Raw genomic sequence first — 24,621 nt, forward strand, 5'->3', positions numbered from 1 at the left:
CAAGGTGCAACGCCTGGAGCATTGCGTTTTGCATGATGCCTGGCGGCCCTGGCTGGCCTGTCAGCAGTCGGACTCGACACTCAGGCTCGAAGACGCGGGGCGGAAAGTGGCCTTTTTCTGTCTTGAACGCCCTTTCGTTGGCCTTCATCGCGTGAGGATTGCGTTCTGCACGACCTTCACCAACGGACTCTCCCGATCTCCGCCGGTCCAGCGGATTGCAACTTGCACGATGTATCATGGACTAACTGCCAGCTCTGTCCTTTCGCGCGTGTCGGCCTGCGGGCCCGGAGTCTTTCCCGTCATGGAACAAACCAGCGGTCGCATCCTGCTCGTGGACGACGAAGCCGCCATCCTGCGTACCTTCCGCTTCTGCCTGGAGGACGCCGGCTACAGCGTCGCCACCGCCAACAGCGCCGCCCAGGCCGAAGCCCTGTTGCTACGCCAGGTCTACGACCTCTGCTTCCTCGATCTGCGCCTGGGCGCGGACAACGGTCTGGACGTCCTGCAGCAGATGCGCATCCAGGCGCCCTGGATGCGGGTGGTGATCGTCACCGCCCACTCGGCCATCGACACCGCGGTGGACGCCATGCAGGCCGGTGCCGCCGACTACCTGGTGAAACCCTGTAGCCCGGACCAACTGCGCATGGCTGCGGCCAAGCAGCTGGAATTCCGCCAGCTCTCGGCGCGCCTGGAGGCCCTCGAAGGCGAGGTGCGCAAGTCCAGCGCCGGCCTCGACTCGCGCAGCCCGGCGATGATGAGCATCCTCGAGACCGCGCGGCAGGTCGCCACCACCGACGCCAACGTACTGATCCTCGGCGAATCCGGCTCCGGCAAGGGCGAACTGGCCCGCGCCATCCACGCCTGGAGCCGCCGCGCCAAGAAGACCTTCGTCACCATCAACTGTCCGTCGCTGTCCGCGGACCTGATGGAAAGCGAGATGTTCGGCCATACCCGCGGTGCCTTCACCGGCGCCAGCGAGAGCACCCTGGGCCGGGTCAGCCAGGCCGACGGTGGCACCCTCTTCCTCGACGAGATCGGCGACTTTCCCCTCGCCCTGCAACCCAAGCTGCTGCGCTTCATCCAGGACAAGGAATACGAGCGCGTCGGCGATCCGGTGACTCGCCGCGCCGACGTACGCATCCTTGCCGCCACCAACCGCAACCTGGAACAGATGGTGGCAGAAAACGAATTCCGCGAAGACCTGCTCTACCGCCTCAACGTCATCGTGCTCACCCTGCCGCCGCTGCGCGAACGCAAGGAAGACATCGTCGACCTGGCCGAGCGCTTCCTTGCGCGCTTCGTCAAGGACTACAACCGACCGGCCCATGGCTTCAGCGAGGCGGCGCTGGAGGCCCTGCGTACCTATGGCTGGCCGGGCAACGTCCGCGAGCTGCGCAATGTCATTGAGCGGGCCAGCATCATCTGCGGCCAGGACCTGGTGGACGTCAACCACCTGGGCCTGGGCGACGGTCCGACCCCCAGCGGCGCTGCCAGCGCACCGCGGGTCGGCGAGGCGCTGAGTCTGGAGGCGCTGGAACGCGCCCATATCGCCGCGGTGATGGCCACCAGCGAAACCCTCGACCAGGCCGCCAAGACCCTGGGCATCGATGCCTCCACGCTCTATCGGAAACGCAAGCAGTACGGGCTATGAAACTGCCGATCAAGCTGCACACCCGCCTGTTCCTCAGTATTTCCGCCCTGATCGCCGTGGCCCTCATCGGGCTGCTGGTAGGACTGGTGAGCGTCCTGCACCTGGCCCGGGAGCAGAGCGTCCAGACGCGCAGCAACCTGGACTTCATCAACCTGACGCTGAACATGCGCCAGGAGCTGAGCAACAGTCTGTTCCAGATGCTCGACGGGGCGCCCGATCCCCGGTCGCTGGCGGCGGCCCAGCAACGCTTCGAGCAGTACCTGCATATGGTCGAGGGCCAGATGCGCAAGCCCGAGCAGTTGGCCATCCTGGAAGACGTCAAGCAGCGCTACCAGCGCTTTGCCGACTACCTGCGGTCTCCGCCCACGGGCTATGGCGAGCTGCGCGCCGATCAGGGCTTCCAGCAAACCCTCAATGCGCTCCGTACCCGCATCTACGATCTGCAGCGCAGCTACGTGGTGACCCTGGAGCGCATGCAGGACGAGGCCCATGACCGGGCCGTGATCATCGCGCTGCTGCTGGCGCTGATCGGCGTGGCCATCCTGGTCACCGGGGTAGTGACCGCCAACGGCATCGCCAAGCGCTTCACCGGCCCCATCGATGGCCTGGCCAAGGCCGCCGAGCGCATCAGCCAGGGCAACTTCGACGTCCAGTTGCCCACCTCGCAGATCGCCGAATTCACCCTGCTGAGCCGACGCTTCGGCAACATGGCCCAGGCCCTGCATCGTCTCAGCCAGACCAACGTCGAGGCCCTGGTGGCCGGCCAGCGACGCCTGCAGGCGGTGCTCGACAGCATCGACTACGGCCTGGTGATCCTCGATCCCCAGGGCAATATCGAGCACGCCAACCCGGTGGCCTGTCGCCAGCTCGGCTGGAACGAGAATCACCTGGGCGAATCCCTGATCGCTGCCCTGGAACGCCCGGAGATCGAGGCGAGCCTGCAGCGCGTGCTCGAAGGTGGCGCCCTGAATGCGGCGCCCGAAGACCTGGAGATCCGGGTCGACGACGAGGTGCGGCTGCTGGCCTGGAGTCTGACCCCGGTCAACCATGCCGATGGCCGCAGCGTCGGTGCGCTCATGGTGCTGCGCGACGTCACCGAACAGCGTGCCTTCGACCGGGTACGCAACGAATTCGTCCTGCGCGCTTCCCATGAGCTGCGCACCCCGGTCACCGGCATGCACATGGCCTTCGGGCTGTTGCGCGAAAGACTCAAGGTGGCGCCGGAGTCCCGCGAGGCCTATCTGCTGCAGACGGTGGACGAGGAAACCCATCGCCTGGTGCAACTGATCAACGACCTGCTGGACTACTCCCGTCACCAGAGCGGCCTACAGCGCCCGGAAAAGCTGCCGAGCGAGATCGGCGACCTGCTCGAAGAGGCCCGCGCCCGCCATGCCGACGAAGCCCGCGAGCGCGATGTCGAATTGACCGTGGAGTTGCTGCACACGCCGCTGCCGCGGGTCAGCCTGGACCCCAGGCAGCTGGCCCGGGTGTTCGACAACCTGCTGAGCAACGCCTTGCGCCATACCCCGGCGGGGGGCCGTATCGTCATCCAGGCACTGCGCCAGAACGACCAGTTGCTGATGGCGGTACAGGATAATGGCGAAGGCATCGCCTACGCCCAGCAGGGCCGGGTGTTCGAGCCCTTCGTGCAGATCGGCAGCCAGAAGGGCGGCGCCGGCCTGGGCCTGGCGCTGTGCAAGGAAATCATCCGCCAGCACGGGGGCCGCATCGGCGTGGTCTCCCGCCCCGGCCAGGGCACCCAGATCTTCATGACCCTGCCGACCTGAGCCAGGCGGAATCGCCGGCTGATCGCGAGCTTGCCTGGGCTGATGGCGATCAACGCCCGCTCGGACAGCCCCCTCTCCCCTCGGGAGAGGGTTGGGGTGAGGGCCTCCTCGCCACCAAGTCTCCAGTGGAAAAGGCTACGCCGTTTTCCACGCTACGTGAGGTATCCCCACAGCGATAGGACAGTTGCTCCTACAGGCTGAATCGGTGTCTGTAGGAGCGACCGCATCGGCGGACCCCCCTGGCCGCGGTCATCGCCGTAGCGTGGAAAACGGCGCAGCCTTTTCCACGGGGAGTGCGAAACTGGGTGTTCCCTCACCCCAGCCCTCTCCCAAAGGGAGAGGGGGCGCTTCGAGCGGATGTTCGTCTCCGGTGGCTCAGGCGATAAGACAGTTGCTCCTACAGGTACAGATGCCACTGTAGGAGCGGCCGCATCGGCGGACCGCCATGGCCGCGATAAAGACAGCTCCTGGTTTACAGCAGCGTCCGCGTCAGGGCCTGGCGCCAGCCGGCGTACAGCTCGGGGACGGCATTGGCGCGGGGCTCGTAGCGGCGCCGTGGGCGGTCGAGATCGGCCAGGGCCGTCGCGTCCTGCCACCAGCCCAGGGCATGGCCGGCCAGGTGCGCGGCGCCCAGCGCCGAGACTTCCGGCGACAGGCTGCAGATCACCGGGCGCTGCAGCAGATCGGCCTGGAACTGCAGCAACCATTCGTTGCGCGTCGCCCCGCCGTCCACCCAGAGTTCGTCCAGGGGCGTGGGGCTGTCCTGCCGCATGGCGTCGAAGACGTCGCGGATCTGGTAGGCGATGGCCTCCAGCGCCGCGCGCATCAGGTGCGCCCGGCCACAATTCTCGGTGAGACCGCAGAACAATCCACGGGCTTCGGCCCGCCAGTGCGGCGCCCCAAGGCCACCCAGGGCCGGGACGAAGTAGACGCCGCCGTTGTCCGGCAGCGCCGCGGCCTCGGCGGCCAGGACATCCAGCTCGCCAGCGTCGCCCAGCAGCCGCGCCGTCCAGCCCACGGCAGCGCCGGTGTGGACGATGTTGCCTTCCAGGGCGTAGGTCGGGGTGTCGCCCAGGCGCCAGGCCAGGGTGGTGGCCAGGCCGTGAGCAGAAACGACCGGTTCGGCGATGGGGGTCATCAGCGAAGAGCCGGTACCCAGGGTGGCCTTGACCTTGCCCGGGACGAAACCGCCCTGGCCGAACAGGGCCGCGTGGGAGTCGCCGAGCATGGCCAGGATCGGCAGGCCGCCCGGTAAGGTGCCCTGGGCACGGGTCTCGCCGAAGCAGCCGGCGCTGGGCCGGATTTCCGGCAGCGCCGCACGGGGAATGTCGAACAGCTTGAGCAGTTGCTCGTCCCAGGCGCCACCGCGCAGGTCGAGCAGCTGGGTACGGGCGGCGTTGGCCGCATCGATGAGGAAATGGGCGCCGCCGCTGAGCTGCCAGAGCAGCCAGCTGTCCACGGTGCCCAGGCAGATCTCGCCGGCAGCGGCGCGAGCCGAGCCGTTGGGGATGTGGTCGAGCAGCCAGCGCCATTTGCCGGCGGAGAACATCGGGTCCAGCGCCAGGCCGCTGCGCTCGCGGATCAGCTCGTCGTGGCCGGCGGCATGCAGGGCCTCGCACTGCGGCTGGGATCTCTTGCACTGCCAGCTCACCAGCGGACCGAGCAACTGGCCGCTGCTGCGCTCCCAGGCCAGGGCGGACTCGCGCTGGTTGCTGATGGCGATGGCCGCCAAGGGTGCGTCCGTCTGGGCCAGGCAGTCGCCGATGGCGCCCTGCAGGGCCTGCCAGATGGCCAGGGGGTCCTGCTCGGCATAACCCGCTCGCGGATGCTGGACGCTGAGCGGCCGGGAACCACGGGCCACGACGCGGCCGGCGCGATCCACCAGGATCGCCTTGGCATTGGTGGTGCCCTCGTCGAGGGCGAGGATCAGCGGTTCGGCGGCCATGGCAGCTCCTGTTGTTCTTAGAACCTGCTCACGATCTGCTGCGCGTCGGCCAAACGGCGTTGAAAATGCCTTCGGAATGCTCATTTACCACTTGTAAACTCCGCTTCCTCAGGCTTTTTCGCCTTGTTTGTCTCTAGCTCGCGAGATCGTGAACAGGTTCTTGTAGTCCTGCGGCTCAGCGCAGCCGCTGCACCGCGGCGACGATACCGGCGGCATCGATGCCGTGCTTGGCGCGGGTCGGTCCGCGGGCACCGGCGGACGCATACTCGCCATCGGCGATGCCCAGGCGGATCAGTGGCACGCCCAGCGCGGCCTCGGCCATGACCTCGGCGACCAGGCTGCCCACCCCGCCGTTGGCGTTGTGCTCTTCCACCGTGACCACCCCACCGCGAGCGGCGCAGAGGGCTTCCAGCAGCACCTGGCGCTGCAGCGGACGGATCGACGACAGATTGATCACCTGGGCGCTGATGCCCTGCTCGGCCAGCAGTCGGGCGGCGTCCACCGCCTCGTGGACCACCGAGCCCAGGGCCACCAGGCTGACGTCATGACCCTGGCGCAGCACGTCGACCTGACCGGGGACGAAGCGGTAGTCGGGACCGTGCAGATCGGGCAGCGCCTTGCCGTCCAGGCGGACATAGACCGGGCCGTCATGGGCCAGGGCGTGCTCGACGATCTGCCGACACTCGCTGCCATCGGCCGGCGCATAGATTTCCACGTTGCCGAAGCCGCGCATCACGGCGATGTCGTCCAGGCTGTGGTGGGTGCTGGCCAGGGGACCGTAGCTGGCCCCGGCGTTGAGGCCGAACATCTTGACGTTGGACCTGTTGTAGCAGACGTCCACCTTGACCTGTTCATTGGCCCGGGAGATCAGGAAGGGCGCGGCGTTGCAGGTCACCGCCACCTTGCCGGCGAGGCCCAGGCCGGCGGCCACCCCGACCAGGGTCTGTTCGGCGATGCCGACGTTGACCAGGCGCTCGGGGAAGCGTTTGACGAAGGGGCCGATCTTGGCCGTGGAGGTGGAATCGCTCACCACCGGCACCAGGTCGACGCCGGCGTCCACCGCGGCGATGAAGGCCTCGACCATGACGCTGGCGAGATGGGCTTCGCCCGGGGTCTGGGTATCAGTGGCCATGGTCGAGCTCCTCCAGTGCAGCGGCGATCTCGTCGCCCTTGGGCACCCGGTGGTGCCATTCGGGTTTGCCCTCGATGAAGGAAACCCCCTTGCCTTTCACGGTGTTGGCGATCAGCACCTGGGGCTGGCCGCGGTGTTCGCGCAGCGCCTCCAGGGTTTCCACCAGTTGGGCGACGTCGTTGCCGTCGCACTCGACCACATGGAAGCCGAAGGCGCGCCATTTCTCGGCCAGGGGCTCCAGCGGCAGGATCTCCGCGGTGGGGCCGGCCAGTTGCAGGCGGTTGTGGTCGACGATCACCGTGAGATTGTCCAGCCGGTACTTGGCGGCGGTGAGGGCCGACTCCCAGTTGGAGCCTTCGCCCAGTTCGCCATCGCCGGTCAGCACATAGACGCGGCGCGGGCTGCCATCACGCTGGGCGGCCAGGGCGATGCCGGTGGCCACGGGCAGGCCGTGGCCCAGGGCGCCGGTATTGAGCTCGATGCCGGGGGTCTTCTGCCGCACCGGATGGCCCGGCAGGTGGGAGTCGAAGTGCTGGTAGGTGTCGAGCCATTCCGGCGGGAAATAGCCGGCTTCGGCCAGGCAGCAGTAGAGGCCGCCCACGCCATGGCCCTTGCTCTGGATGTAGATGTCGCGCCGGGGATCGGCGAGGCGTTCCGGTGCGACGTCGAGCAGGCGAAAGTAGAGGGTGGCGAGGATGTCGGTCTCCGACAGATCGGCCCCGGTGTGGCCGCCGGCGGGCGAGGCGGCGTTGAGCTGGATGACGCGCCGGCGGATCAGCCGGGCCTTCTCGCGAATCTGCGCGACGTCGTACTGGAACGGATTCATCAGGCGACCCCCTCGGGTATCCGAAGCTGCGATGGAGCAGACGCCTGCCGAGGTTTCAGTGGGCGTCTTATGAATATTTATTCGTCACTGAAAATATATTTATCATTTAGACCCCATTCCGGGAGGTCGTCAATAGCCATCGACGGACCTCGTTCGGCTGCTCGAGCGGGTAGGATGGGCGGCTGGCAAAAGGATTGCCGAACGCATCGCCTTCCGGAGGACGTAACCAAAAGGCGCTTGACTTCCATTCGGAACAGGCGGAGTCTGAATTAAAAATCAGGCACGCATAAATATTCAGGCGAGCCGTCACAAGAACACTCACTACAAAAACAATAACCCCAGGAGAAGCTCGTGGACGCCAAAGCCCCGACCGCCTCGCCACCCGCCAAGCCCCTCGCCCGTCTGGCCTTGCGCCTGCCGCGCAACATCGGCGGCCCGCTGATCGGGCTGGCGCTGCTGATCGCCGTGTTCTCCTTCGCCTCGGAGTACTTCTTCTCCGTGCGCAACGCCCTCAACATCCTCGATCAGGTGACGGTGCTCGGCATCCTCGCCATTGGCATGACCCTGGTCATCGTCATCGGCGGCATCGACCTCTCGGTGGGCTCGGTGTTGGCCTTCGCCATGATGCTGCTCGGCTGGCTCTACCAGGACATCGGCTGGCCCCTGGGGCTGGCGATTCCGGCCGCCATCCTCGGCGGCCTGGTCTGCGGCCTGGTCTCGGGACTGCTCATCGCCAGGGCGCGGCTACCCGCCTTCATCGCCACCCTGACCATGATGTCGGTGGCCCGCGGCCTGGCCAACATCCTCACCGATGGACGCCAGATCGTCGGCTTCCCGGACTGGTTCACCAGCCTGGCCACGGTGCGCCACTTCGGCTTCCTCTCGGTCACCGTCGGGCTGTTCCTGCTGATGCTGCTGGTGGCCTGGGTGTTCCTGCGCTTTCGCGCCGGTGGCCGCAACCTCTACGCCATGGGCGGCAGCGCCGAGGTGGCGCGGTTGTCGGGCATCAAGGTGCGCACCCTCACCGTCTGGATCTATGCCCTGAGCGGCGCCCTGGCGGGCCTGGCCGCGGTGGCCATGGCAGCGCGCCTGGACTCGTCCCAGCCCAGCGCCGGCCTGTCCATGGAGCTGGATGCCATCGCCGCGGTGGTGATCGGCGGCGCCAGCCTCAGCGGTGGCGTCGGCAGCGTCGGCGGTACCCTGGTGGGCGTGCTCATCATCGGCGTGCTGCGCAACGGCCTGAACCTGCTAGGGGTCTCGCCCTTCGTGCAGCAAGTGGTCATCGGCATCGTCATCGCCCTCGCCGTCACCCTGGACACCCTGCGCCGCCGTAACGGGCAGCGCTAGGTCCGATCCGCTTCGTCTCGTCACCGCAGTACAACAATAACAACGGAGTGCCATCCATGCTGACCCCCAAGAAGCTGTTGCTCAGTACCCTGTTCGCCGCCATCACCTGCACCGGCGCCCTCAATGCCCAGGCCAAGGAACTCACCGTGGGCCTGGCCGTGGCCAACCTGCAGGCCGACTTCTTCAACCAGATCAAGCAGGCCGTCGAGGCCGAGGGCAAGGCCAAGGGCATCAAGGTCATCACCGTGGACGCCCAGGGCAACTCGGCGACCCAGGTCAACCAGATCCAGGACCTGATCACCCGCCAGGTCGACGCCCTGATCTACATCCCGGCCGGCGCCACCGCCGCCGGTGTCCCGGTGAAGGCGGCCAAGGCCGCCGGCATCCCGGTGGTGGCGGTGGACCGCAACGCCCCCGATGCGCCGGGTGACACCTTCATCGCCAGCGACAGCGTCGCCGCCGCCCGCACCCTGGCCGAGTACGTCGGCAAGGTCACCGGCGGCAAGGGCCGCGTCGCCATCCTCCAGGGCCAGATCGGCACCACTCCGGAGAACGACCGCGCCAAGGGCTTCGCCGAAGGCCTGGCCACCTTTCCCGAGCTGAAGGTAGTGGCCCAGCAGCCCGCCGAATGGGCCCAGGACAAGGGCTTCGCCGTGGCCCAGGACATGCTCCAGCGCGATCCCAACATCACTGTCTTCTTCGGTCGCGCCGACGCCATGGCCCTGGGCGCCGCCCAGGCGGTCAAGGTGGCCAACCTCGATCATCCGGTGACCGTCGTCGGCTTCGACGGCGACGTGGCCGGGCTCAAGGCCGTGGCTGCCGGCACCCTGTCCGCCACCATGACCCAGCAGACCCGCAAGATGGGCCGCATGGCCCTGGAATCGGCCGTGGCGCTCAAGGAAGGCAAGCAACTGCCCAAGGAGCAGCTGCAGGAGGCGATCCTGACCACCAAGGAGAATGTCGCCCCCTTCATCGAGAACCACCCGTAACCACGATCTGCTGCCCGTCGGCCAACCGGCGTTGAACCCCGCTGCGGACTGCTCGTTTACTACGTGTAAACGCCGCGTCCTCAGAGGGGTTCGACTGGGTTGGCTCCAGCTCGCGAGATCGTGTCGGCTCCCGCATCAGGTGCTTCCCGCGTGGGAGGCATCGTTCAAGCTCTCCCTCGGAGGCCCCATGTCCGTCGTCATGCCCCTGGAACAGCCCGCAGCCCTCAGCCTGAGAAACATCGGCAAGAAATACGCCGGCATCGAGGTGCTGGCCGGCGTGGACGTCGACATCCAGCCGGGTGAGGTCCTGGCCCTGCTCGGCGAGAACGGCGCCGGCAAGTCCACCCTCTCGTCGATCATCGCCGGCCTGGTACCGCCCGAAGCCGGCGGGCGCATGACCTGGCTGGGACGGGACTACGCCCCGGATTCCCCCGGCGCCGCCCTGGCCGCCGGCATCGGCCTGATCCACCAGGAAATCCGCCTGCTGCCGGAGCTGACCATCGCCGAGAACATGTTCGTCGGTCGCCTGCCCATGCGCGGCGGCCGTATCGATCGCACCTTCATGGAAACCGAGGCCCAGCGCCAGCTGGATCGCCTGGGCCTGAAGGTACCCGCCACGCGCACCGTGGCCGGCCTCAGCGTGGCCGCCCAGCAGCTGGTGGAGATCGCCAAGGCGCTGACCCTCAAGGCGCGCCTCCTGATCCTCGACGAGCCCACCGCGGCCCTCGGCGGGGAAGAAACCGAGTTGCTGTTCGCCCAGGTCGAGCGCCTCAAGGCCGAGGGCGTCTCCTTCATCTACATCAGCCATCGCCTGGAAGAGATCGCACGGATCGCCGACCGGGTGCTGGTCCTGCGCGACGGTCGCCAGATCGCCCTGCACGCCACCGCCCAGGTGCCGGTGCGGCAACTGGTGGAAGAGATGGTCGGCCGCAGCGTGGAGCGCATCTTCCCGGCCATGGCCGCCCCCGCCGCCCGTGAGGTGCTCAGGGTCCGGGGCCTCAACTGTCGCGAGATGCCGCTCAAGGACATCGACTTCAGCGTGCGCGCGGGCGAAGTGTTCGGCGTGGCCGGGGTGGTCGGCGCGGGGCGTACCGAGCTGGTCCGCGCCATCGCCGGCGCCGCCGAGCAGGTCACCGGCGAACTGGTGCTGGAGGGCCAGGCCTGTCGCTTCGCCAGTCCCTACGACGCCATCCACGCCGGCATCGTGCTGGTCCCCGAGGATCGCAAGCAGCAGGGTGTGGTGGTCGACCATGCTATCGAGGAAAACCTCATCTATGGCAACACCGACCTGCTCGCCGCCGGTGGCTGGGTCTCCCCCGGCGGCCTGCGCGCCTTCGCCCGCAAGGCGGTGGCGCGGCTCGGCGTGAAGGGCCAGCCGGAACAGGCCATCGCCGCCCTCTCGGGTGGCAACCAGCAGAAGGTGATCATCGCCAAGTGGCTGGCGCGCAATCCCAAGGTCTTCATCCTCGACGAGCCCACCCGCGGCATCGACGTCGGCGCCCGCGCCGCCATCTACCAGGTGATCGCCGAACTGGCGGCCACCGGCATGGCGGTGATCGTGGTCAGCTCGGATCTCGACGAGGTCCTCGGCCTGTCGCACCGGGTCATGGTGATGAGCCGTGGCCGGCAGATGGGCATTCTGGAACGTGAACAGGCCACTCCGGTGGCCGTGATGGAATTGGCTACCGCCTGACTAGGAGTTTTCCCATGCGTCTCTTCGATCTCGGCGGCCAGACCGCCTTCGTCACCGGTGCCGGCAGCGGCATCGGCCAGGCCATCGCCGTCGGTCTCGCCGAGGCCGGTGCCCAGGTGGCCTGCTTCGACCTGCCCGGGAGCCGCGACCTGGCCGGTACCGTCGAGCGTATCCAGGCCCACGGCCGCCGTGCCCTGGCCCTGGAAGGCTCGGTGACCAGCGCCGCCGATCTCGAGGCCGCCGTGGCCCGCACCGAGGCCGAACTTGGCCCCCTGAGCCTGGCCGTCAACAGCGCCGGCATCGCCAACGCCCAGGCCGCCGAAGAGCTGGAGCTGGAGCGCTGGCAGCGCATGCTCGACATCAACCTCACCGGGGTGATGCTCAGCTGCCAGGCCCAGGCCAGGGTCATGCTGCCGCGTGGTCGCGGCGCCATCGTCAACATCGCCTCCATGTCCGGCAGCATCGTCAACCGCGGCCTCCTGCAGGCGCACTACAACACCTCCAAGGCCGGGGTCATCCACCTGACCAAGAGCCTGGCGATGGAGTGGGCCGAGCGCGGCATCCGGGTCAATTGCATCAGCCCCGGCTACACCGCCACGCCCATGAACACCCGCCCCGAGGTGGCCGAGCAAGTGAAGATCTTCGAGCAGACCACCCCGCTGGGCCGCATGGCTGAGGTGGAGGAAATGGTCGGTCCGGCGATCTTCCTCTGCAGCCCGGCCGCGTCCTTCTGCACCGGGGTCGATCTGATCGTCGATGGTGGTTTCGTCTGCTGGTAACAACCCGCTGGCGATCACGCGCGCCGGATCGCCAACCGCTCTAGGAGGTTTCACGTGGAACGTCGCTTCGCAGGTCAAACCGTGGTCATCACCGGCGGCTGCCGGGGTATCGGCGAAGGGATCGCCGAGCGCTTCGGTCGTGAGGGCGCCAACCTGGTGCTGGTATCCAACGCCGAGCGGGTGTACGCCACCGCTGCACGCCTGGCTGCAGACACCGGCGCCGAGGTGCTGCCGCTGGTGGTGGACATCACCGATGAGGCGGCGGTGGCCGACCTCTATGCCCAGGCCGAGGCGCGCTTCGGTCGCATCGACGTCTCGGTGCAGAACGCCGGGATCATCACCATCGACGCCTTCGACCGCATGCCACGCGAGGACTTCGATCGCATCCTGCAGGTCAACACCACCGGCGTCTGGCTGTGCTGCCGCGAGGCGGCCAAGCGCATGGTCGCCGCCGGACGTGGCGGACGCCTGATCAACACCAGCTCCGGCCAGGGTCGCCAGGGCTTCATCTACACGCCGCACTATGCGGCGAGCAAGATGGGCGTCATCGGCATCACCCAGAGTCTGGCCCACGAACTGGCGCGCCACGGCATCACGGTCAACGCCTTCTGCCCCGGCATCATCGAAAGCGAGATGTGGGACTACAACGACCGGGTCTGGGGCGAGATCCTTTCCACTCCGGAAAAGCGCTACGGCCAGGGCGAACTGATGCGCGAATGGGTCGGCAACATCCCCATGAAGCGCGCCGGCACCCCCGCCGACGTGGCCGGCCTGGTGGCCTTCCTCGCCTCGGCGGACGCCGCCTATATCACCGGCCAGGCGATCAATGTGGACGGTGGCCTGATCATGTCTTGATCGCCACCCCGGGACGCCAGGCCGCAAAAGCCTTGGCGTCCAGCGGAGGCTGAGGGAAAATAGCGGGAAAATGCGTCTTTCTAACAGGTAAGTGCCCGCTTTTTCGCACTTCGTCATGGCCAGGCCGGCCCGGCGACCCTGGGCGCAACCTAGCCGCTGGTACCGGGAATCTGGATGAGTAACCTCGAAGAACAACGCCTGCTGACCAAGATCGCCTCCCTCTACTACGAAGAAGGGCTCAAGCAGTCGCAGATCTCCGAACAACTCGACCTGTCGCAATCCTTCGTCAGCCGCGCCCTGAGCCGGGCGCTCAAGGAAGGCATCGTCCGCATCTCGGTGCAGCGACCGCGCAACTTCCATCTGGAACTGGAGCGCCAGCTGCAGCAGCGCTACGGCATTCGCCAGGCCATCGTCGTCGAGCCCACCGGCGACGACGAAGAGGCCATCAAGCAGGCCATCGGCTCGGCCGCCGCCCACTACCTGGAAACCAGCGTCACCGAAAAGGACCACATCGGGATCTCTTCCTGGAGCTCCACCATCCGCGCCATGGTCGGCCACATGCATCGCGGCAGCAGCCGCCAGGGCGCGACCGAGGTGGTGCAACTGCTCGGCGGGGTCGGCAACAAGGGCGCCTTCGAGGCCACCCTGCTGACCCAGCAACTGGCCAACCTGCTGGGTTGCCCGGCCTATCTGCTGCCGTCGCAGAGCATCGAGCAGTCCCCGGAGAGTCGCCAGCGCATCCTGCGGCTGGACGAGGTCCGCGAGGTCACCGAGCGCTTCGCCCGGCTCACCGTGGCCCTGGTCGGCATCGGCGAGCTGGAGCCTTCGCAGCTGCTGCGCAACAGTGGCAACTACCACGGTGAAGCCATGCTGGAAGTGCTCGCCGCCCGTGGCGCGGTGGGGGACATCTGCCTGAGGTACTTCGACGCCCAGGGCCGCCCGGTGCTGGACGAGAGCGAGGAAACCGTGGTCTCGGTGGACCTGCCGCAACTGCTCGAGATCGACCGCGTCGTCGGTCTCGCCGGTGGCCTACGCAAGGTCAACGCCATCCGCGGCGCCCTGCAGGGCGGCTACCTGGATGTGCTGGTGATCGATCTGCGCACCGCGCTGGCCCTGGTGCCCTGAGCCTGCCGCGCAGCTGATTCGACCCGGGAAGCCGCGGCTTCCCGAACGCGGCTCAGAGGTGGAATTGCCGCACCGTGCCGTGCAGATCCCCGGCCAGGCGGGCCAGGTCGTTGCTGGCGGCGGCGGTCTGCCCGGCCCCGGCGGCGTTCTGGGTGGAGAGATCGCGGATGCTGGTGAGATTGCGATCCACCTCGCGCGCCACCTGGGCCTGCTCCTCGGTCGCCGCGGAGATGCTCAGGTTACGCTCGGTGATCTGCACGATGTGCCGGCCAATCTCGGCGAGGGCCTCGCCCGCCGCACCGGCCACGGTCAGACAGGCACCGGCCTGCTCGGTGCTGGTGAGCATGGCGTTCACCGCCTTGCCCGTCCCGCCCTGGATGGCACCGATCATGTTCTCGATCTCACCGGTGGACTGCTGGGTCCGGGCCGCCAGGGCCCGCACCTCGTCGGCCACCACGGCGAAGCCCCGCCCCGCTTCGCCGGCGCGCGCGGCCTCGATGGCGGCATTGAGGGCCAGCAGGTTGGTCTGTTCGGCGATGCCACGGATGACGTCGAGCACCCCGCTGATGCGCTGGACCTGGGCGGCCAGGCCATCGATCTCCTCGCTGCTGCTGGTGACGGCGGCGTGCAGGGCATGGATGGTCTGCAGGGTCTCGCCCACCCGGCGCTGACCGAGATCGGTGGAGACACGGGAGTCCTGGGCGGCGGCACTGGCGGCGGCGGCATTGCGCGCCACCTCCTCCACCGCGGCGGTCATCTGGTTGACCGCCGTGGCGGCCTGGGCCAGCTCGTCGTTCTGCCGCTGGATGCCGCGCAGCCCCACCTCGGTCACCGTCGACATCTCCTCGGAGGTGGCGGCCAGGGTGGTGGAGGACTGGCTCAGCCGCTCCAGGGTGCCACGCAGGTTGTCCTGCATCCGCGCCATGGCGGCCAGCAGCCGGCCGGGCTCGTCGTTGCCGTCGCGCTCGACCGGCCGGCTGAGGTCGTTGGCGGCGATGCGCTCGGCCACCGCCAGCGCCTTGGCCAGCGGCCCGGTCAGGCTGCGGGTGAAGCGCCAGGCCAGCAACAGGGTGCCGGCCAGGGCCGCCAGCATCACTGCCACGGTAATGGCGATGACGGTGCGGTAGCTGTCCGTGGACGCCGCGGTGAGCTCACTGACCTTGCCGTCGACCAGGCCGGCGAGTTCGGTGACGGTGGCGCTCAGGGCATTGCCGCTGCGCGCCATCTCGCCCTCCTGGCCGGTGAGCTTGAGCAACTCGGCGTCGTTCTGGTCGTCCAGCGCCTTGAGATAACGGGCCTGGTTGTTCAGGTAGGTAGCCAGCTGGCTCGTCAGCCGGGCATAGACTTCACGGCCCTTGTCGGTGACCAGCAGCGTCTCGAACTGGCGCACATGCTTTTCCAGGATGACCCTGGCCTCGTCGAGGTTCCTGTGCACCGCCTGGGTTTCGGCGTTCGAGGTGGCCAGCATCAGCCCCTGGTTGTACAGCCGCACGGTCAGCAGGTCGGCGCGGATCTCGCCGATGATGCGTACGCTGGGAATCACGTTGCCGACGATCTGCTCTTCGCCCTCCTTGATGACGCGGCTCTGGCCGAGGGAAAACAGGCCGAAGCCGGTCACCAGCAAGGCGAAGAAGCCAAAGGCGACCAGGGCGCGCGGAGCGATGTTGAGGGAGCGAAGCTTCACCGGAGACTCCTCGGAAAAATGAATAGCCCCCTCATGATCGGCAGGACAGCGTCAGGCTTTAGCGCTCTTCTGACGACAGTCCTGCGATGTATCGCCTCAGCTAGACACCTCCGCCGCCAGTCGCTCCTGTGCCAGGCGCTTCGCACCGGCCACGTCGGCCTTGCCGGTGCCCAGTTTCGGTAGTGCCTCCACCGCCAGCCACGCCGAGGGCAACAGCAGCCCACTCACGCCCTGGGCCAGCAGGGTCTTCTCCACGTCGTCGCCGTCCAGGGTGCCGGTATGCAGCACCACGATGCGCTCGCCCTTCCTGGCATCCGGCAGGTTGACCGCCAGCAGTTCGATCTCCGGATCGGCCACCGCCTTGGCCAGGGCCTGCTCCACGGCGCCCAGGCTGACCATCTCGCCGCCGATCTTGGCGAAGCGTGAATAGCGGTCGACGATGGTGAGAAAGCCGTCTTCGTCCAGCCGGCCCTGGTCGCCGGTCACGTACCAGCGCTCGCCGTCCAGCTCGCGGATGACCTTGGCGGTGCGCTCGGGATCGTTCAGATAGCCCTGCATCAGTTGCGGACCACCGATCAGCACCATGCCGGCTTCGCCGGTGGGCAGCTCGGCGAAGGTCTGGGGATCGACGATCTTCAGGCCGGTCCCCGGCAACGGCATGCCCACGGTGCCCAACTTGCCACCGCGCTGCACCTGCAGGTAGCTGACGTCCAGGGCATCGGGCAGGTTGACCGAGGCCACCGGCGCCGTCTCGGTGGCGCCGTAGCCTTCGTAGATGTCCTGGTTGAACTTGAGCTTGAAGGCCTCGCGCACCGCCGGGTCCAGGCGCTCGGCACCGGCCACCACGATGCGCAGGCTCTCCAGCATCAGCGGATGCACCTTCTGGTTGCGCACGAACAGCCGCAGGAAGGTCGAGGTGCCGCAGAGCACCGTGGCGCGATGGGTAGCCACGGCCTTGGCGATGCCGGCCACGTCGGTGGGGTCGGCCTGGCAAACCACCGGCAGGCCCTCGATCAGCGGCAGGAACTGGGTCACGGTGAGACCGAAGGCGTGGAACAGCGGCAAGGACGCCATGAAGACGTCGTCGTCCTGGGTGTTGAGCACGTCCGAGGTCTGCTTGAGGTTGGCCATGAGATTGCGATGGCTGAGCATCACCCCCTTGGGCGTGCCCTCGCTGCCACTGGAGAAGAGGATGGCGGCGGTGGCCTCAGGGTCGTGGGCACGACTTACCAGCACCTGCAGCATGGCGGTGGGCAGCAGCCAGACCGCCAGCCAGTTGGCCAGCAACTCGGCCTTGCCGATGCCGGCGCGCAGGCTCTCCAGATCGATTACCTCACGCCCGGCGAGCAACTCGTCCACCGGCAGACCGCGCTTGCGCAGGCGCTCGAGAAAGCGATTGGAGGTGTAGACGGTACGGATGCCCGCCTGGTCCAGGCCGGAGCGTAGCGCCTCGGGGGTAGCCGTGTAGTTGAGGTTGACCAGGGTCTTGCCGGCCAGCAGCACCGCCATGTTGGCCAGCATGCCGCCACTGCTGGTGGGCAGCAGCAGGCCGAGATTCTGCTCGGGCCGCTTACGCATCCGCCGGGCCAGGCAGGCGGCACCGGTGAGCGCCTGGGCGGCCTTGAGCGGCGCGCCCAGGTCATCCACCAGGGCCAGGCCATTGGGCCGACGCTTCACGCTGGCGACCCAGGCATCGGCCAGCGACGGCAGTCCTTGCATGTAGCGCTCCCAGGAGCGGATCGACAGCTCGAAGATGCGCCGCTTGAGGACGTCGGCCGGGGTATCCTTGGCCAACGGCCTGCCGAAGGCCACCACCACCTCGCGGTGCAGCGGACTGTCGCGCAACTCCTTGAGCTTGCTCGACGAACGCGAGAACTGGCTGCCCCAGAGGCCGCGCAGATAGAAGGGCACGATCTGCACCTCGGGGCCGACCTGCTGGCAGGCCTTCTCGTAGCCGCGGCGGAATTCGCCGAGCTGGCCGGTGCGGCTGATCGCCCCTTCCGGGAACAGGCAGACCACCTCGCCGGCCTGGAGCAGGCCGGCCACCTGTTCCAGCGCCGAACCGGCGCCGCTGCCCTGGGCGATGGGCAGGCAACCCATGGCCTTGAGGAAGGGCTTGAGGTACCACCGCTCATAGATCGACCTGAGCATCACGAAGCGCACCGGGCGCGGGCTGGCGATCTGCACCATGGCCCAGTCCACCCAGCTGATGTGGTTGCCCAGCAGCAGCACCCCGCCCTGGGCCGGCAGATTCTGCAGGCCCTGTACCTGGATGCGATAGTGGCGGGTCACCATCAGGCCGAGCAGGAAGCGCACCAGACTCTGCGGCAGCTTCCACACCGTGTAGGCGCCGCCGATCAGCGCCACGGCGGCGATCAGCAGGAGCAACCAGCGGCTGTCCAGGCCGAGCAGGGCGATCACCGCGGTGAGCACCAGGAAGCCCAGCATGGCAACGTTCTGCACCCAGTTGTTGGCGGCCAGTACCGTGCCGAGCTGGTCCTCGCGGGCATGGAACTGGATCAGGGCGTTGAGCGGCACGATGAACAGGCCGCCCATCAGGCCGATGAAGATGAAGTTGAGCGCATGCACCCAGGCCGAGCTGGGCGCCGGCAACCACCATAGGCCGAGCGCGATGCCCAGGGCACCCACCGGGATCAGCCCGGTCTCGATGCGTCCGCGCGAGGCGCGGCTGGCCAGCGCCGAGCCGATGGCGATGCCGATCCCGGCGCAGGCCAGGATGCCCTGCAGCACCAGCACGTTGTCGATGCCCAGATGGTCCTTGGCGTAGGCCGGAAAGCTCGCCAGCAGCACCTGGCCCACCGACCAGAACACCGCCAGGCCAACGATCGACAGGCGGATCACCGGATTCTCGCCGATCACCGCCAGGTTGCGCCGGGCGCTGCGCAGGCGCACATAGGCATGCCAGTCGAAGGGTTCGCGCGGCTTGGGCTCTTCGAGGAACGGCAGGCGATAGAGCAGCGCCACCTCGGCCAGGCTGCACAGCACCAGCAGCCAGCCCAGCGGGGCGATGTCCTGCAGGATGGCGTGGGGCGTGGCATGGCCCTCGCCCAGGTGCAGCTGGAAGAAGGCGGTGAAGACCACGGTGCCGGCGAGGATGGCGATGATGGAATTGGCCTGCACCAGGCCGTTGCCCTCGGCCAGCCGCTGCTTGCCGAACAGCGCCTTGATGTAGCCGTACTTGGCCGGCGAGTAGAAGGTCGCCTGGGTGGCCAGCAGGAGCGTCATGGCGAAGGCCAGCTCGAACAGCCCGGCGTAGTAGGCCAGGGTGATGCCGAGGGTGATGGCCACCGCCGCCCAGGCCCCGAGGCGCAGCACCCGCACCTTGGCGAAGCGATCGGCCACATGGCCGGAGGGACTGAACAGCAGGATGAAGGGTAACAGCATCATGCCGTTGACCAGGGACGTCAGCACTACCTGGGTGGAGCCGTCGTAGACCTTGAACACGGTATTCTGGATGACGATCTTGTGGCCAAGATCGACGAAGGCGTTGAGAAAGACGGCGATCAGGTAGGGCCAGGCCCCCTTGATCCGGTGCAGCTTGTCCATGCGGAGTCTCTTTCGAGCAGGGGAATCCGTAGCCTGAGTGAGACGCTCTGGCAGCGCAAGCAGCGTCATTGGTCAACAAATATGCGAATCAGGACTATACAAGCTCGCGAAAGCGAGTATGGTGTGGGCACTGCTACTGCAATAGTTACTCGATACCTGCTTGATGTTGCTTCATTTTCATCTCCTGGCTCGTCTCACTCTCGCATTACAGTCCCGGTGGCGAATGTCTCGCTAACGTGGTTGTTCCCCCTACATCCTGGAGATACTCATGTCCAATCGTGAAAATGGCACCGTCAAGTGGTTCAACGATGAGAAAGGCTACGGCTTCATCACCCCGGAAAGCGGCGCCGACCTGTTCGTGCACTACCGCTCCATCGAAAGCGCCGGCTTCAAGAGCCTGAGCGAAGGCCAGAAGGTCACTTTCGTGGCTGTCAAAGGCCAGAAGGGTATGCAAGCTGACCAGGTTCAAGTCGTCTAACGACTGATCCGGTTGCAGAAAGGCCCCGCTTCGGCGGGGCTTTTTCGTTTCTGGGATTTGGCGATTGCCTGGGATTTCGTCGCTTAGCTGATTATCGCGTTTGCCGGCGACATTTGTTTCGCCCTCCCGGGCGAGTCACTTTTGCCAGTCGCGGCAAAAGTAACCAAAAACGCTTGCCCCGCCATCGGCCCCGGCTGCGCCGGGGTTCGTTCGCTCCATCGCCGCTCCAGGGGCACGCCGCGAAGGGCCATCCTTGGCCCTCGCGACTCTCGCGGCATCCATGCCGCTCGACCCCCTACGCAACGATTCCGCTCACCCTTCTGGAAGGGGCGTAACCTCCGCGCCTGATCGTCCCCGGTAAGGTCGCAGCCTAGGAATGAAGCGAAGCGCCTAGCCCTTATCGTATACCCGCTCCAATGCCTCATTGAGCGTCCGCAACACCTTCACCCGCGCGAACCTCTTGTCGTTGGCCTCCACCAGCGTCCAGGGCGCCACGGCGGTGCTGGTCTGCCCCACCATGTCGTCGACCGCCTGGCTGTAGAGATCCCACTTGTCGCGATTGCGCCAGTCGTCCTCGGTGATCTTGAATCTCTTGAAGGGCGTCTCCTCGCGGGCCTTGAAGCGTTCCAGCTGGGTGTCCTGGTCGATGGCCAGCCAGAACTTGGCCAGCACGATGCCGGCATCGCTGAGCTGCTCTTCGAATTCGTTGATCTCGCCATAGGCGCGCTGCCAGTCGGCCACCGGGGTCAGCTCCTCTACCCGCTCCACCAGCACCCGGCCGTACCAGGACCTGTCGAAGATGGTGAAGTCACCCTGCCGCGGGATGTGCCGCCAGAAACGCCAGAGATAGGGCTGGGCCAGTTCCTCGTCGCTGGGTGCGGCGACCGGGACGATACGGTACTGACGTGGGTCCAGCGCACCGGTGACGCGGCGGATGGCGCTACCTTTGCCCGCCGCGTCGTTACCCTCGAAGGCCGCCACCAGGGCGTGCCGGCGATACTTCTTGTCGCGCAGCAGCTTGGCCAGGCGGGCCTGCTGGGCGAGCAACTGGTCCTCGTAGTCGGCCTTGTCCAGGTGCTGGCTCAGGTCCAGCGCTGCCAGCACGCCCCGCCCATCCACTGGCGGCGGACTCACGGCAGCAGCCTTGCGTGGCTTGCGCGGCTTGCTGGCCAGGGCGCGCTGCAGCGCCTTGAGCAGCACGGTACCCACGGTCAGGCTGCGAAAGCGCTCGTCGAAGCCGGGCACCACGTGCCAGGGCGCGTAGTCGTGATGGGTGCGGCGCAGTACCCGCTCGCCCTGCTTGACGAAGCGGTCATAGACCTTGGCCTGGCGCCAGTCCAGCGGGCTGAGCTTCCAACCCAGGCGCGGATCGTTCTTGAGGTGCTTGAGCCGCTGCTTGAGCTGGGGCTTGGAGAGGTGGAACCAGAACTTGAGGATCAGCGCGCCTTCGTCGGCGAGCATGCGTTCGAAACGCTCGGCCTGGTCGATGGCGGCGTCCAGCTCGAGCCTGGACAGCTCCTTGTTGACCCGGGCGTGCAGCATCTGGCTGTACCAGTTACCGAAGAAGACGCCGATGCTTCCCTTGCCCGGCAGGCGCTGCCAGTAGCGCCAGGCCGGCGGGTGCTGGCGCTCTTCGGCGGTGGGCTGCAGGAAGGTCTCGACGCGGATCAGGCGCGGGTCCATCCATTCGTTGAGCAGCTTGACGGTCTCGCCCTTGCCGGCGCCTTCGATGCCGTTGATCAGCACAATCACCGGGAAACGTCCCTGCGCCTTGAGCTCGTACTGGGCGGCGAGCAATGCCTCGCGCAACTTCGGCAGCTTGGCCTCGTAGGTGGCCTCGTCGAGCAGGTGTTCGTTCTCGGCGGCTTCGAACATCCGGATCTCCTCGCTAGCGTGGTGGGGGCAACTATAGCCCTTCTGACCCATTGCGCGGCAGGCGGTGCCAGAAGTGGAGTTGCATGACGGCAATATGACGATTAAATGAAATTTGGCATCAACCGCTGTTGTAGAGGTCTTCCTTACCGTTACGCTCCCGCGCCAGCGGGCGCTGCAGTCCACCTATTGAGGAGAGTTCGATGGCCTTTCGTTTCGATGCGCGGCAACCGGCAGACGAAGAAGTACGCCGTGTGGTGACGGATCGTCTGGTTCAGGCTGAGGCGTCACTGGCGAGCGGTACCCCCAAGGGGGTGCATGAAACCCGCAAGCGACTCAAGGAATTGCGCGCCCTGCTGCGCCTGTTGCAGGCCGCGCTGGGCAAGCGCGCCTTCGCCAGCCGCAATCGCCGCCTGCGTGACCTGGGCCGCGAACTGTCGTCGCTGCGCGACAGCGCCGCCCTGGTGGAAAGCTGGGACAAGCTCGGCGAGACCGATCGCAAGAGATTCGCCTCGCCGGCCATGAAGCGGGTACGCCAGCGCCTGCAGGAACGCGCCGACCAGCAGACCGCCGCGGCCAGCAGCCATCCCGAGCTGCTCGCCGAGCTCGTCGCCCTGCGCCAGGACGTACCCGGCTGGAAACTCGCCGGCCAAGGCTTCGGTCTTTTCATCCGCGGCCTGGAAGACAACTACAAGGCCGGTCGCCAGGCGCTCAAGACCGCTCGCGACAAGCCCACCGACGAGACCCTGCACGATTGGCGCAAGCGGGTGAAGGACCACTGGTACCACACCCAGCTGCTCGCCGCCGCCTGGCCGACGGAGTTCAAGACCCGCCAGAAGAGCCTCAAGCGGCTCTCCGAGTACCTGGGCGACGACCACGACCTGGCGGTGATGCAGCAACTGCTGGACAGCGAGCCCACGCTGTTCGGTGCCAGCAACACCCGCCAGGCCATCGCCGAGAGCCTCGCCCGCCAGCGGGAGGTGCTGCAGACCAAGGCCTTCACCCTCGGCCGCCGGCTGTACCTCGACAAACCCACGGCGCTGGCCGAGCGTTGGCGCGATCTTTGGCGCCTGGCCAGCCGGCCCCACAGCCCGCGCAAGAGCAAGGCTAAGGACAGGACCGCGCCGCTGGGGCTGCTGCCGCACCTGGTGGACCAGGCCGATACCTGAGGCCTGGGTACTACGGGATTTGTCGCGCGTCGTGGTGGTCCAAGCGGGGACATACCACCACGACGAGGTCTCGCGATGAAATCCAAGCTGCTCGCTTCCCTGTTTGCCTGTTCCGTCCTGGCCAGCGGTGCGGCCCTGGCCGACCAGCCCGGTGCCGACTGGATGCCGATGAACGAGGTCAAGACCAAGCTCATGGAACAGGGTTACACCTCGATCACCAAGATCGAAGCCGATGACGGCCAATGGGAAGGCGAGGGCCTGAAGAAGGACGGCATGAAGTATGACTTCCATGCCGACGCCAAGACCGGCAAGATCACCAAGGAAAAGATGGACATGTGATCACCTGGAGACCGGGTCTCGGTGCCCGGTCTCCCGCGTCCCTCCGCCTCTCGCTACGCCAGATCGCCCCCTCCCGGGTCGCCTGCCTTCTCCCTAGGAATTCCCATGTACAGTACCGCTTTGGTCGAGCTGCTGCGCACCCATGAGCGCACCCTGCTCGACGCCTGGATCGGAGCCCAGCGCGCCGCCGGCATGCGCGTCGACCTGCTCGACGAAACCACCATCCTGGCCAATTCCGCCGAATTGCTGCGGCGCATCACCGTGGCCAGCGCCCAGGGCATCGGCGACCTGCGCGAACCCCATTGGCAACCGGTGCGCGCCCTGCTGGAGCGCTTCTCCTTCGACCAGAGCCGCGCGGGCCTCACGCCCTCGCAGACCGCCACCTTCGTCTTCTCGCTGAAGGAGCCGCTGTTCACCCTGATCCAGAACGAATGCGACGATCCCCTCGCCGAGATGTGGGCCGCTACCCGACTGATCGACGCCCTGGGCCTCTACAGCATCGAGAGCTACGTGAGCGGCCGCGAGACGGTGATCCGCGAGCAGCAGGAGAGCCTGCTGGAGTTGTCGACCCCGGTGGTGGAGCTGTGGGACGGCATCCTCGCCATCCCGCTGATCGGCGCCCTGGACAGCAACCGCACCCAGGTGGTGATGGAGTCGCTGCTGGAGAAGATCGTCCAGACCGAGTCGGACATCGCCATCATCGACATCACCGGCGTACCCACGGTGGACACCATGGTCGCCCAGCACCTGCTCAAGACGGTGACCGCCGCGCGGCTGATGGGCGCCCAGTGCATCATCAGCGGCATCCGTCCGCAGATCGCCGCCACCATCGTCCACCTCGGCGTGGACCTGGGCGACGTCATCACCAAGGCTTCCCTCGCCGATGCCTTCCGCCTGGCGTTGCGCCAGCAGGGCGTGCGCCTGGCCGCGCCGGCCAAGGGCTGAGGACCAGACATGATCGACAGGATCCCGATCCTCAAGCTCGGCCCCTTCCTGCTGCTGAGCATCCAGGTGGACATGCACGACCAGCTGGCGCTGGACCTGCAGGAAGACCTCACCGAGCAGATCGTCCGTCACAAGGCCAAGGGCGTGCTCATCGACATCTCGGCGCTGGAGATCGTCGATTCCTTCATTGGCCGGATGCTGTCCCATATCGCCCAGGTCTCGCGCATCCTCGATGCCAAGGTCATCGTGGTCGGCATGCAGCCGGCGGTGGCCATCACCCTGGTGGAACTGGGGCTGTCGCTGGAGGGCATCGCCACGGCGCTGAACATGGAAAAGGGCATGCGCCGACTCGAGGCCATGGTGGCCGCGGACGAACTGCCGGGGGAGTCAGAGGGTGGCGAAGATGCAGACGCTTCCACTCCGCCAGGAGACTGACAT

General features: G+C 67.0%; 19 protein-coding genes and 1 pseudogene. 13 read left to right on the forward strand and 7 right to left on the reverse strand.

The features are described 5' to 3' along the window. The first annotated feature begins 301 nt into the window (after nt 1-301). Both algB and AR540_RS10060 read left to right on the forward strand, forming a co-directional pair. A complete protein-coding gene (algB, locus tag AR540_RS10055; RefSeq protein WP_059228507.1) occupies nt 302-1,651 on the forward strand; it encodes a sigma-54-dependent response regulator transcription factor AlgB in 1,350 nt (449 codons plus the stop codon). Next, nucleotides 1,648-3,438, forward strand: coding sequence for an ATP-binding protein (locus tag AR540_RS10060; RefSeq protein WP_059228509.1), 1,791 nt, complete (start codon nt 1,648-1,650; stop codon nt 3,436-3,438). The genes algB and AR540_RS10060 overlap by 4 nt, the downstream gene beginning before the upstream one ends. A gap of 472 nt (nt 3,439-3,910) precedes the next feature. Here the strand turns inward: AR540_RS10060 and AR540_RS10065 are convergent, their stop codons facing one another. From AR540_RS10065 to AR540_RS10075, 3 genes are all read right to left on the reverse strand, one after another. Next, nucleotides 3,911-5,383: an FGGY family carbohydrate kinase gene (locus AR540_RS10065; RefSeq protein ID WP_059228511.1), complete on the reverse strand. Its 1,473-nt coding sequence runs from the start codon at nt 5,381-5,383 to the stop codon at nt 3,911-3,913. Between the two features lie 175 nt (nt 5,384-5,558). Beyond that, nucleotides 5,559-6,515, reverse strand: coding sequence for a transketolase family protein (locus AR540_RS10070; protein WP_059228513.1), 957 nt, complete (start codon nt 6,513-6,515; stop codon nt 5,559-5,561). After that, complete coding sequence (locus tag AR540_RS10075; protein ID WP_027597272.1) at nt 6,505-7,341, reverse strand: transketolase; 837 nt, start codon at nt 7,339-7,341, stop codon at nt 6,505-6,507. Before AR540_RS10075 ends, AR540_RS10070 begins: the two co-directional genes overlap by 11 nt. Nucleotides 7,342-7,692: 351 nt before the next feature. Between AR540_RS10075 and AR540_RS10080 the strand changes: the two genes are divergently transcribed. From AR540_RS10080 to AR540_RS10105, 6 genes are all read left to right on the forward strand, one after another. Further along, entirely contained in the window at nt 7,693-8,688 is a 996-nt protein-coding gene (locus tag AR540_RS10080; protein WP_059228516.1) for an ABC transporter permease, read from the forward strand. Between the two features lie 56 nt (nt 8,689-8,744). Continuing rightward, nucleotides 8,745-9,677 carry a sugar ABC transporter substrate-binding protein gene (locus AR540_RS10085; protein WP_059228518.1) on the forward strand — a complete coding sequence of 311 codons (933 nt, stop codon included), beginning with the start codon at nt 8,745-8,747 and terminating at the stop codon, nt 9,675-9,677. A gap of 187 nt (nt 9,678-9,864) precedes the next feature. Then, on the forward strand, nt 9,865-11,370 hold the full coding sequence (locus AR540_RS10090) for a sugar ABC transporter ATP-binding protein (protein ID WP_059228520.1): 1,506 nt from the start codon (nt 9,865-9,867) through the stop codon (nt 11,368-11,370). A 14-nt stretch (nt 11,371-11,384) separates the two neighbouring features. After that, a complete protein-coding gene (locus AR540_RS10095; protein WP_059228522.1) occupies nt 11,385-12,149 on the forward strand; it encodes an SDR family oxidoreductase in 765 nt (254 codons plus the stop codon). Between the two features lie 54 nt (nt 12,150-12,203). Beyond that, nucleotides 12,204-13,004 (forward strand): SDR family oxidoreductase, encoded by an 801-nt coding sequence (locus AR540_RS10100; RefSeq protein WP_059228524.1) that lies wholly within the window; start codon nt 12,204-12,206, stop codon nt 13,002-13,004. Nucleotides 13,005-13,178: 174 nt separating this feature from the next. Further along, complete coding sequence (locus AR540_RS10105) at nt 13,179-14,129, forward strand: sugar-binding transcriptional regulator (RefSeq protein WP_059228525.1); 951 nt, start codon at nt 13,179-13,181, stop codon at nt 14,127-14,129. A gap of 52 nt (nt 14,130-14,181) precedes the next feature. Here the strand turns inward: AR540_RS10105 and AR540_RS26475 are convergent, their stop codons facing one another. The 3 genes and pseudogenes from AR540_RS26475 to AR540_RS10115 form a co-directional block, all read right to left on the reverse strand. Then, a complete protein-coding gene (locus AR540_RS26475) occupies nt 14,182-15,054 on the reverse strand; it encodes a methyl-accepting chemotaxis protein (protein ID WP_442963782.1) in 873 nt (290 codons plus the stop codon). After that, a pseudogene (locus AR540_RS26480) lies at nt 15,040-15,813 on the reverse strand (MCP four helix bundle domain-containing protein); the annotation flags it as partial. The gene AR540_RS26475 and the pseudogene AR540_RS26480, both read right to left, overlap by 15 nt. Nucleotides 15,814-15,909: 96 nt before the next feature. After that, complete coding sequence (locus AR540_RS10115; RefSeq protein ID WP_059228529.1) at nt 15,910-19,380, reverse strand: acyl-[ACP]--phospholipid O-acyltransferase; 3,471 nt, start codon at nt 19,378-19,380, stop codon at nt 15,910-15,912. A gap of 268 nt (nt 19,381-19,648) precedes the next feature. On the opposite strand from AR540_RS10115, the gene AR540_RS10120 reads away from it, so the two are divergent. Continuing rightward, nucleotides 19,649-19,858 carry a cold-shock protein gene (locus AR540_RS10120; RefSeq protein WP_007160189.1) on the forward strand — a complete coding sequence of 70 codons (210 nt, stop codon included), beginning with the start codon at nt 19,649-19,651 and terminating at the stop codon, nt 19,856-19,858. A 390-nt stretch (nt 19,859-20,248) separates the two neighbouring features. On the opposite strand, the gene pap is transcribed toward AR540_RS10120, so the two are convergent. Beyond that, nucleotides 20,249-21,733, reverse strand: coding sequence for a polyphosphate:AMP phosphotransferase (gene pap, locus AR540_RS10125; RefSeq protein WP_059228531.1), 1,485 nt, complete (start codon nt 21,731-21,733; stop codon nt 20,249-20,251). Nucleotides 21,734-21,933: 200 nt separating this feature from the next. On the opposite strand from pap, the gene AR540_RS10130 reads away from it, so the two are divergent. From AR540_RS10130 to AR540_RS10145, 4 genes are all read left to right on the forward strand, one after another. Then, nucleotides 21,934-22,899, forward strand: a complete 966-nt coding sequence (locus AR540_RS10130) for a CHAD domain-containing protein (RefSeq protein WP_059228532.1) — start codon at nt 21,934-21,936, stop codon at nt 22,897-22,899. Between the two features lie 75 nt (nt 22,900-22,974). Further along, on the forward strand, nt 22,975-23,238 hold the full coding sequence (locus AR540_RS10135) for a PepSY domain-containing protein (protein WP_059228535.1): 264 nt from the start codon (nt 22,975-22,977) through the stop codon (nt 23,236-23,238). A gap of 105 nt (nt 23,239-23,343) precedes the next feature. After that, on the forward strand, nt 23,344-24,183 hold the full coding sequence (locus tag AR540_RS10140) for an STAS domain-containing protein (protein ID WP_059228536.1): 840 nt from the start codon (nt 23,344-23,346) through the stop codon (nt 24,181-24,183). Nucleotides 24,184-24,195: 12 nt separating this feature from the next. Next, nucleotides 24,196-24,618, forward strand: coding sequence for an STAS domain-containing protein (locus tag AR540_RS10145; RefSeq protein WP_059229719.1), 423 nt, complete (start codon nt 24,196-24,198; stop codon nt 24,616-24,618). Nucleotides 24,619-24,621 lie beyond the last annotated feature (3 nt).

Origin of the sequence: Pseudomonas sp. EpS/L25 (assembly GCF_001512295.1) — a bacterium.
In the GTDB taxonomy this organism is placed as follows: domain Bacteria; phylum Pseudomonadota; class Gammaproteobacteria; order Pseudomonadales; family Pseudomonadaceae; genus Chryseomonas.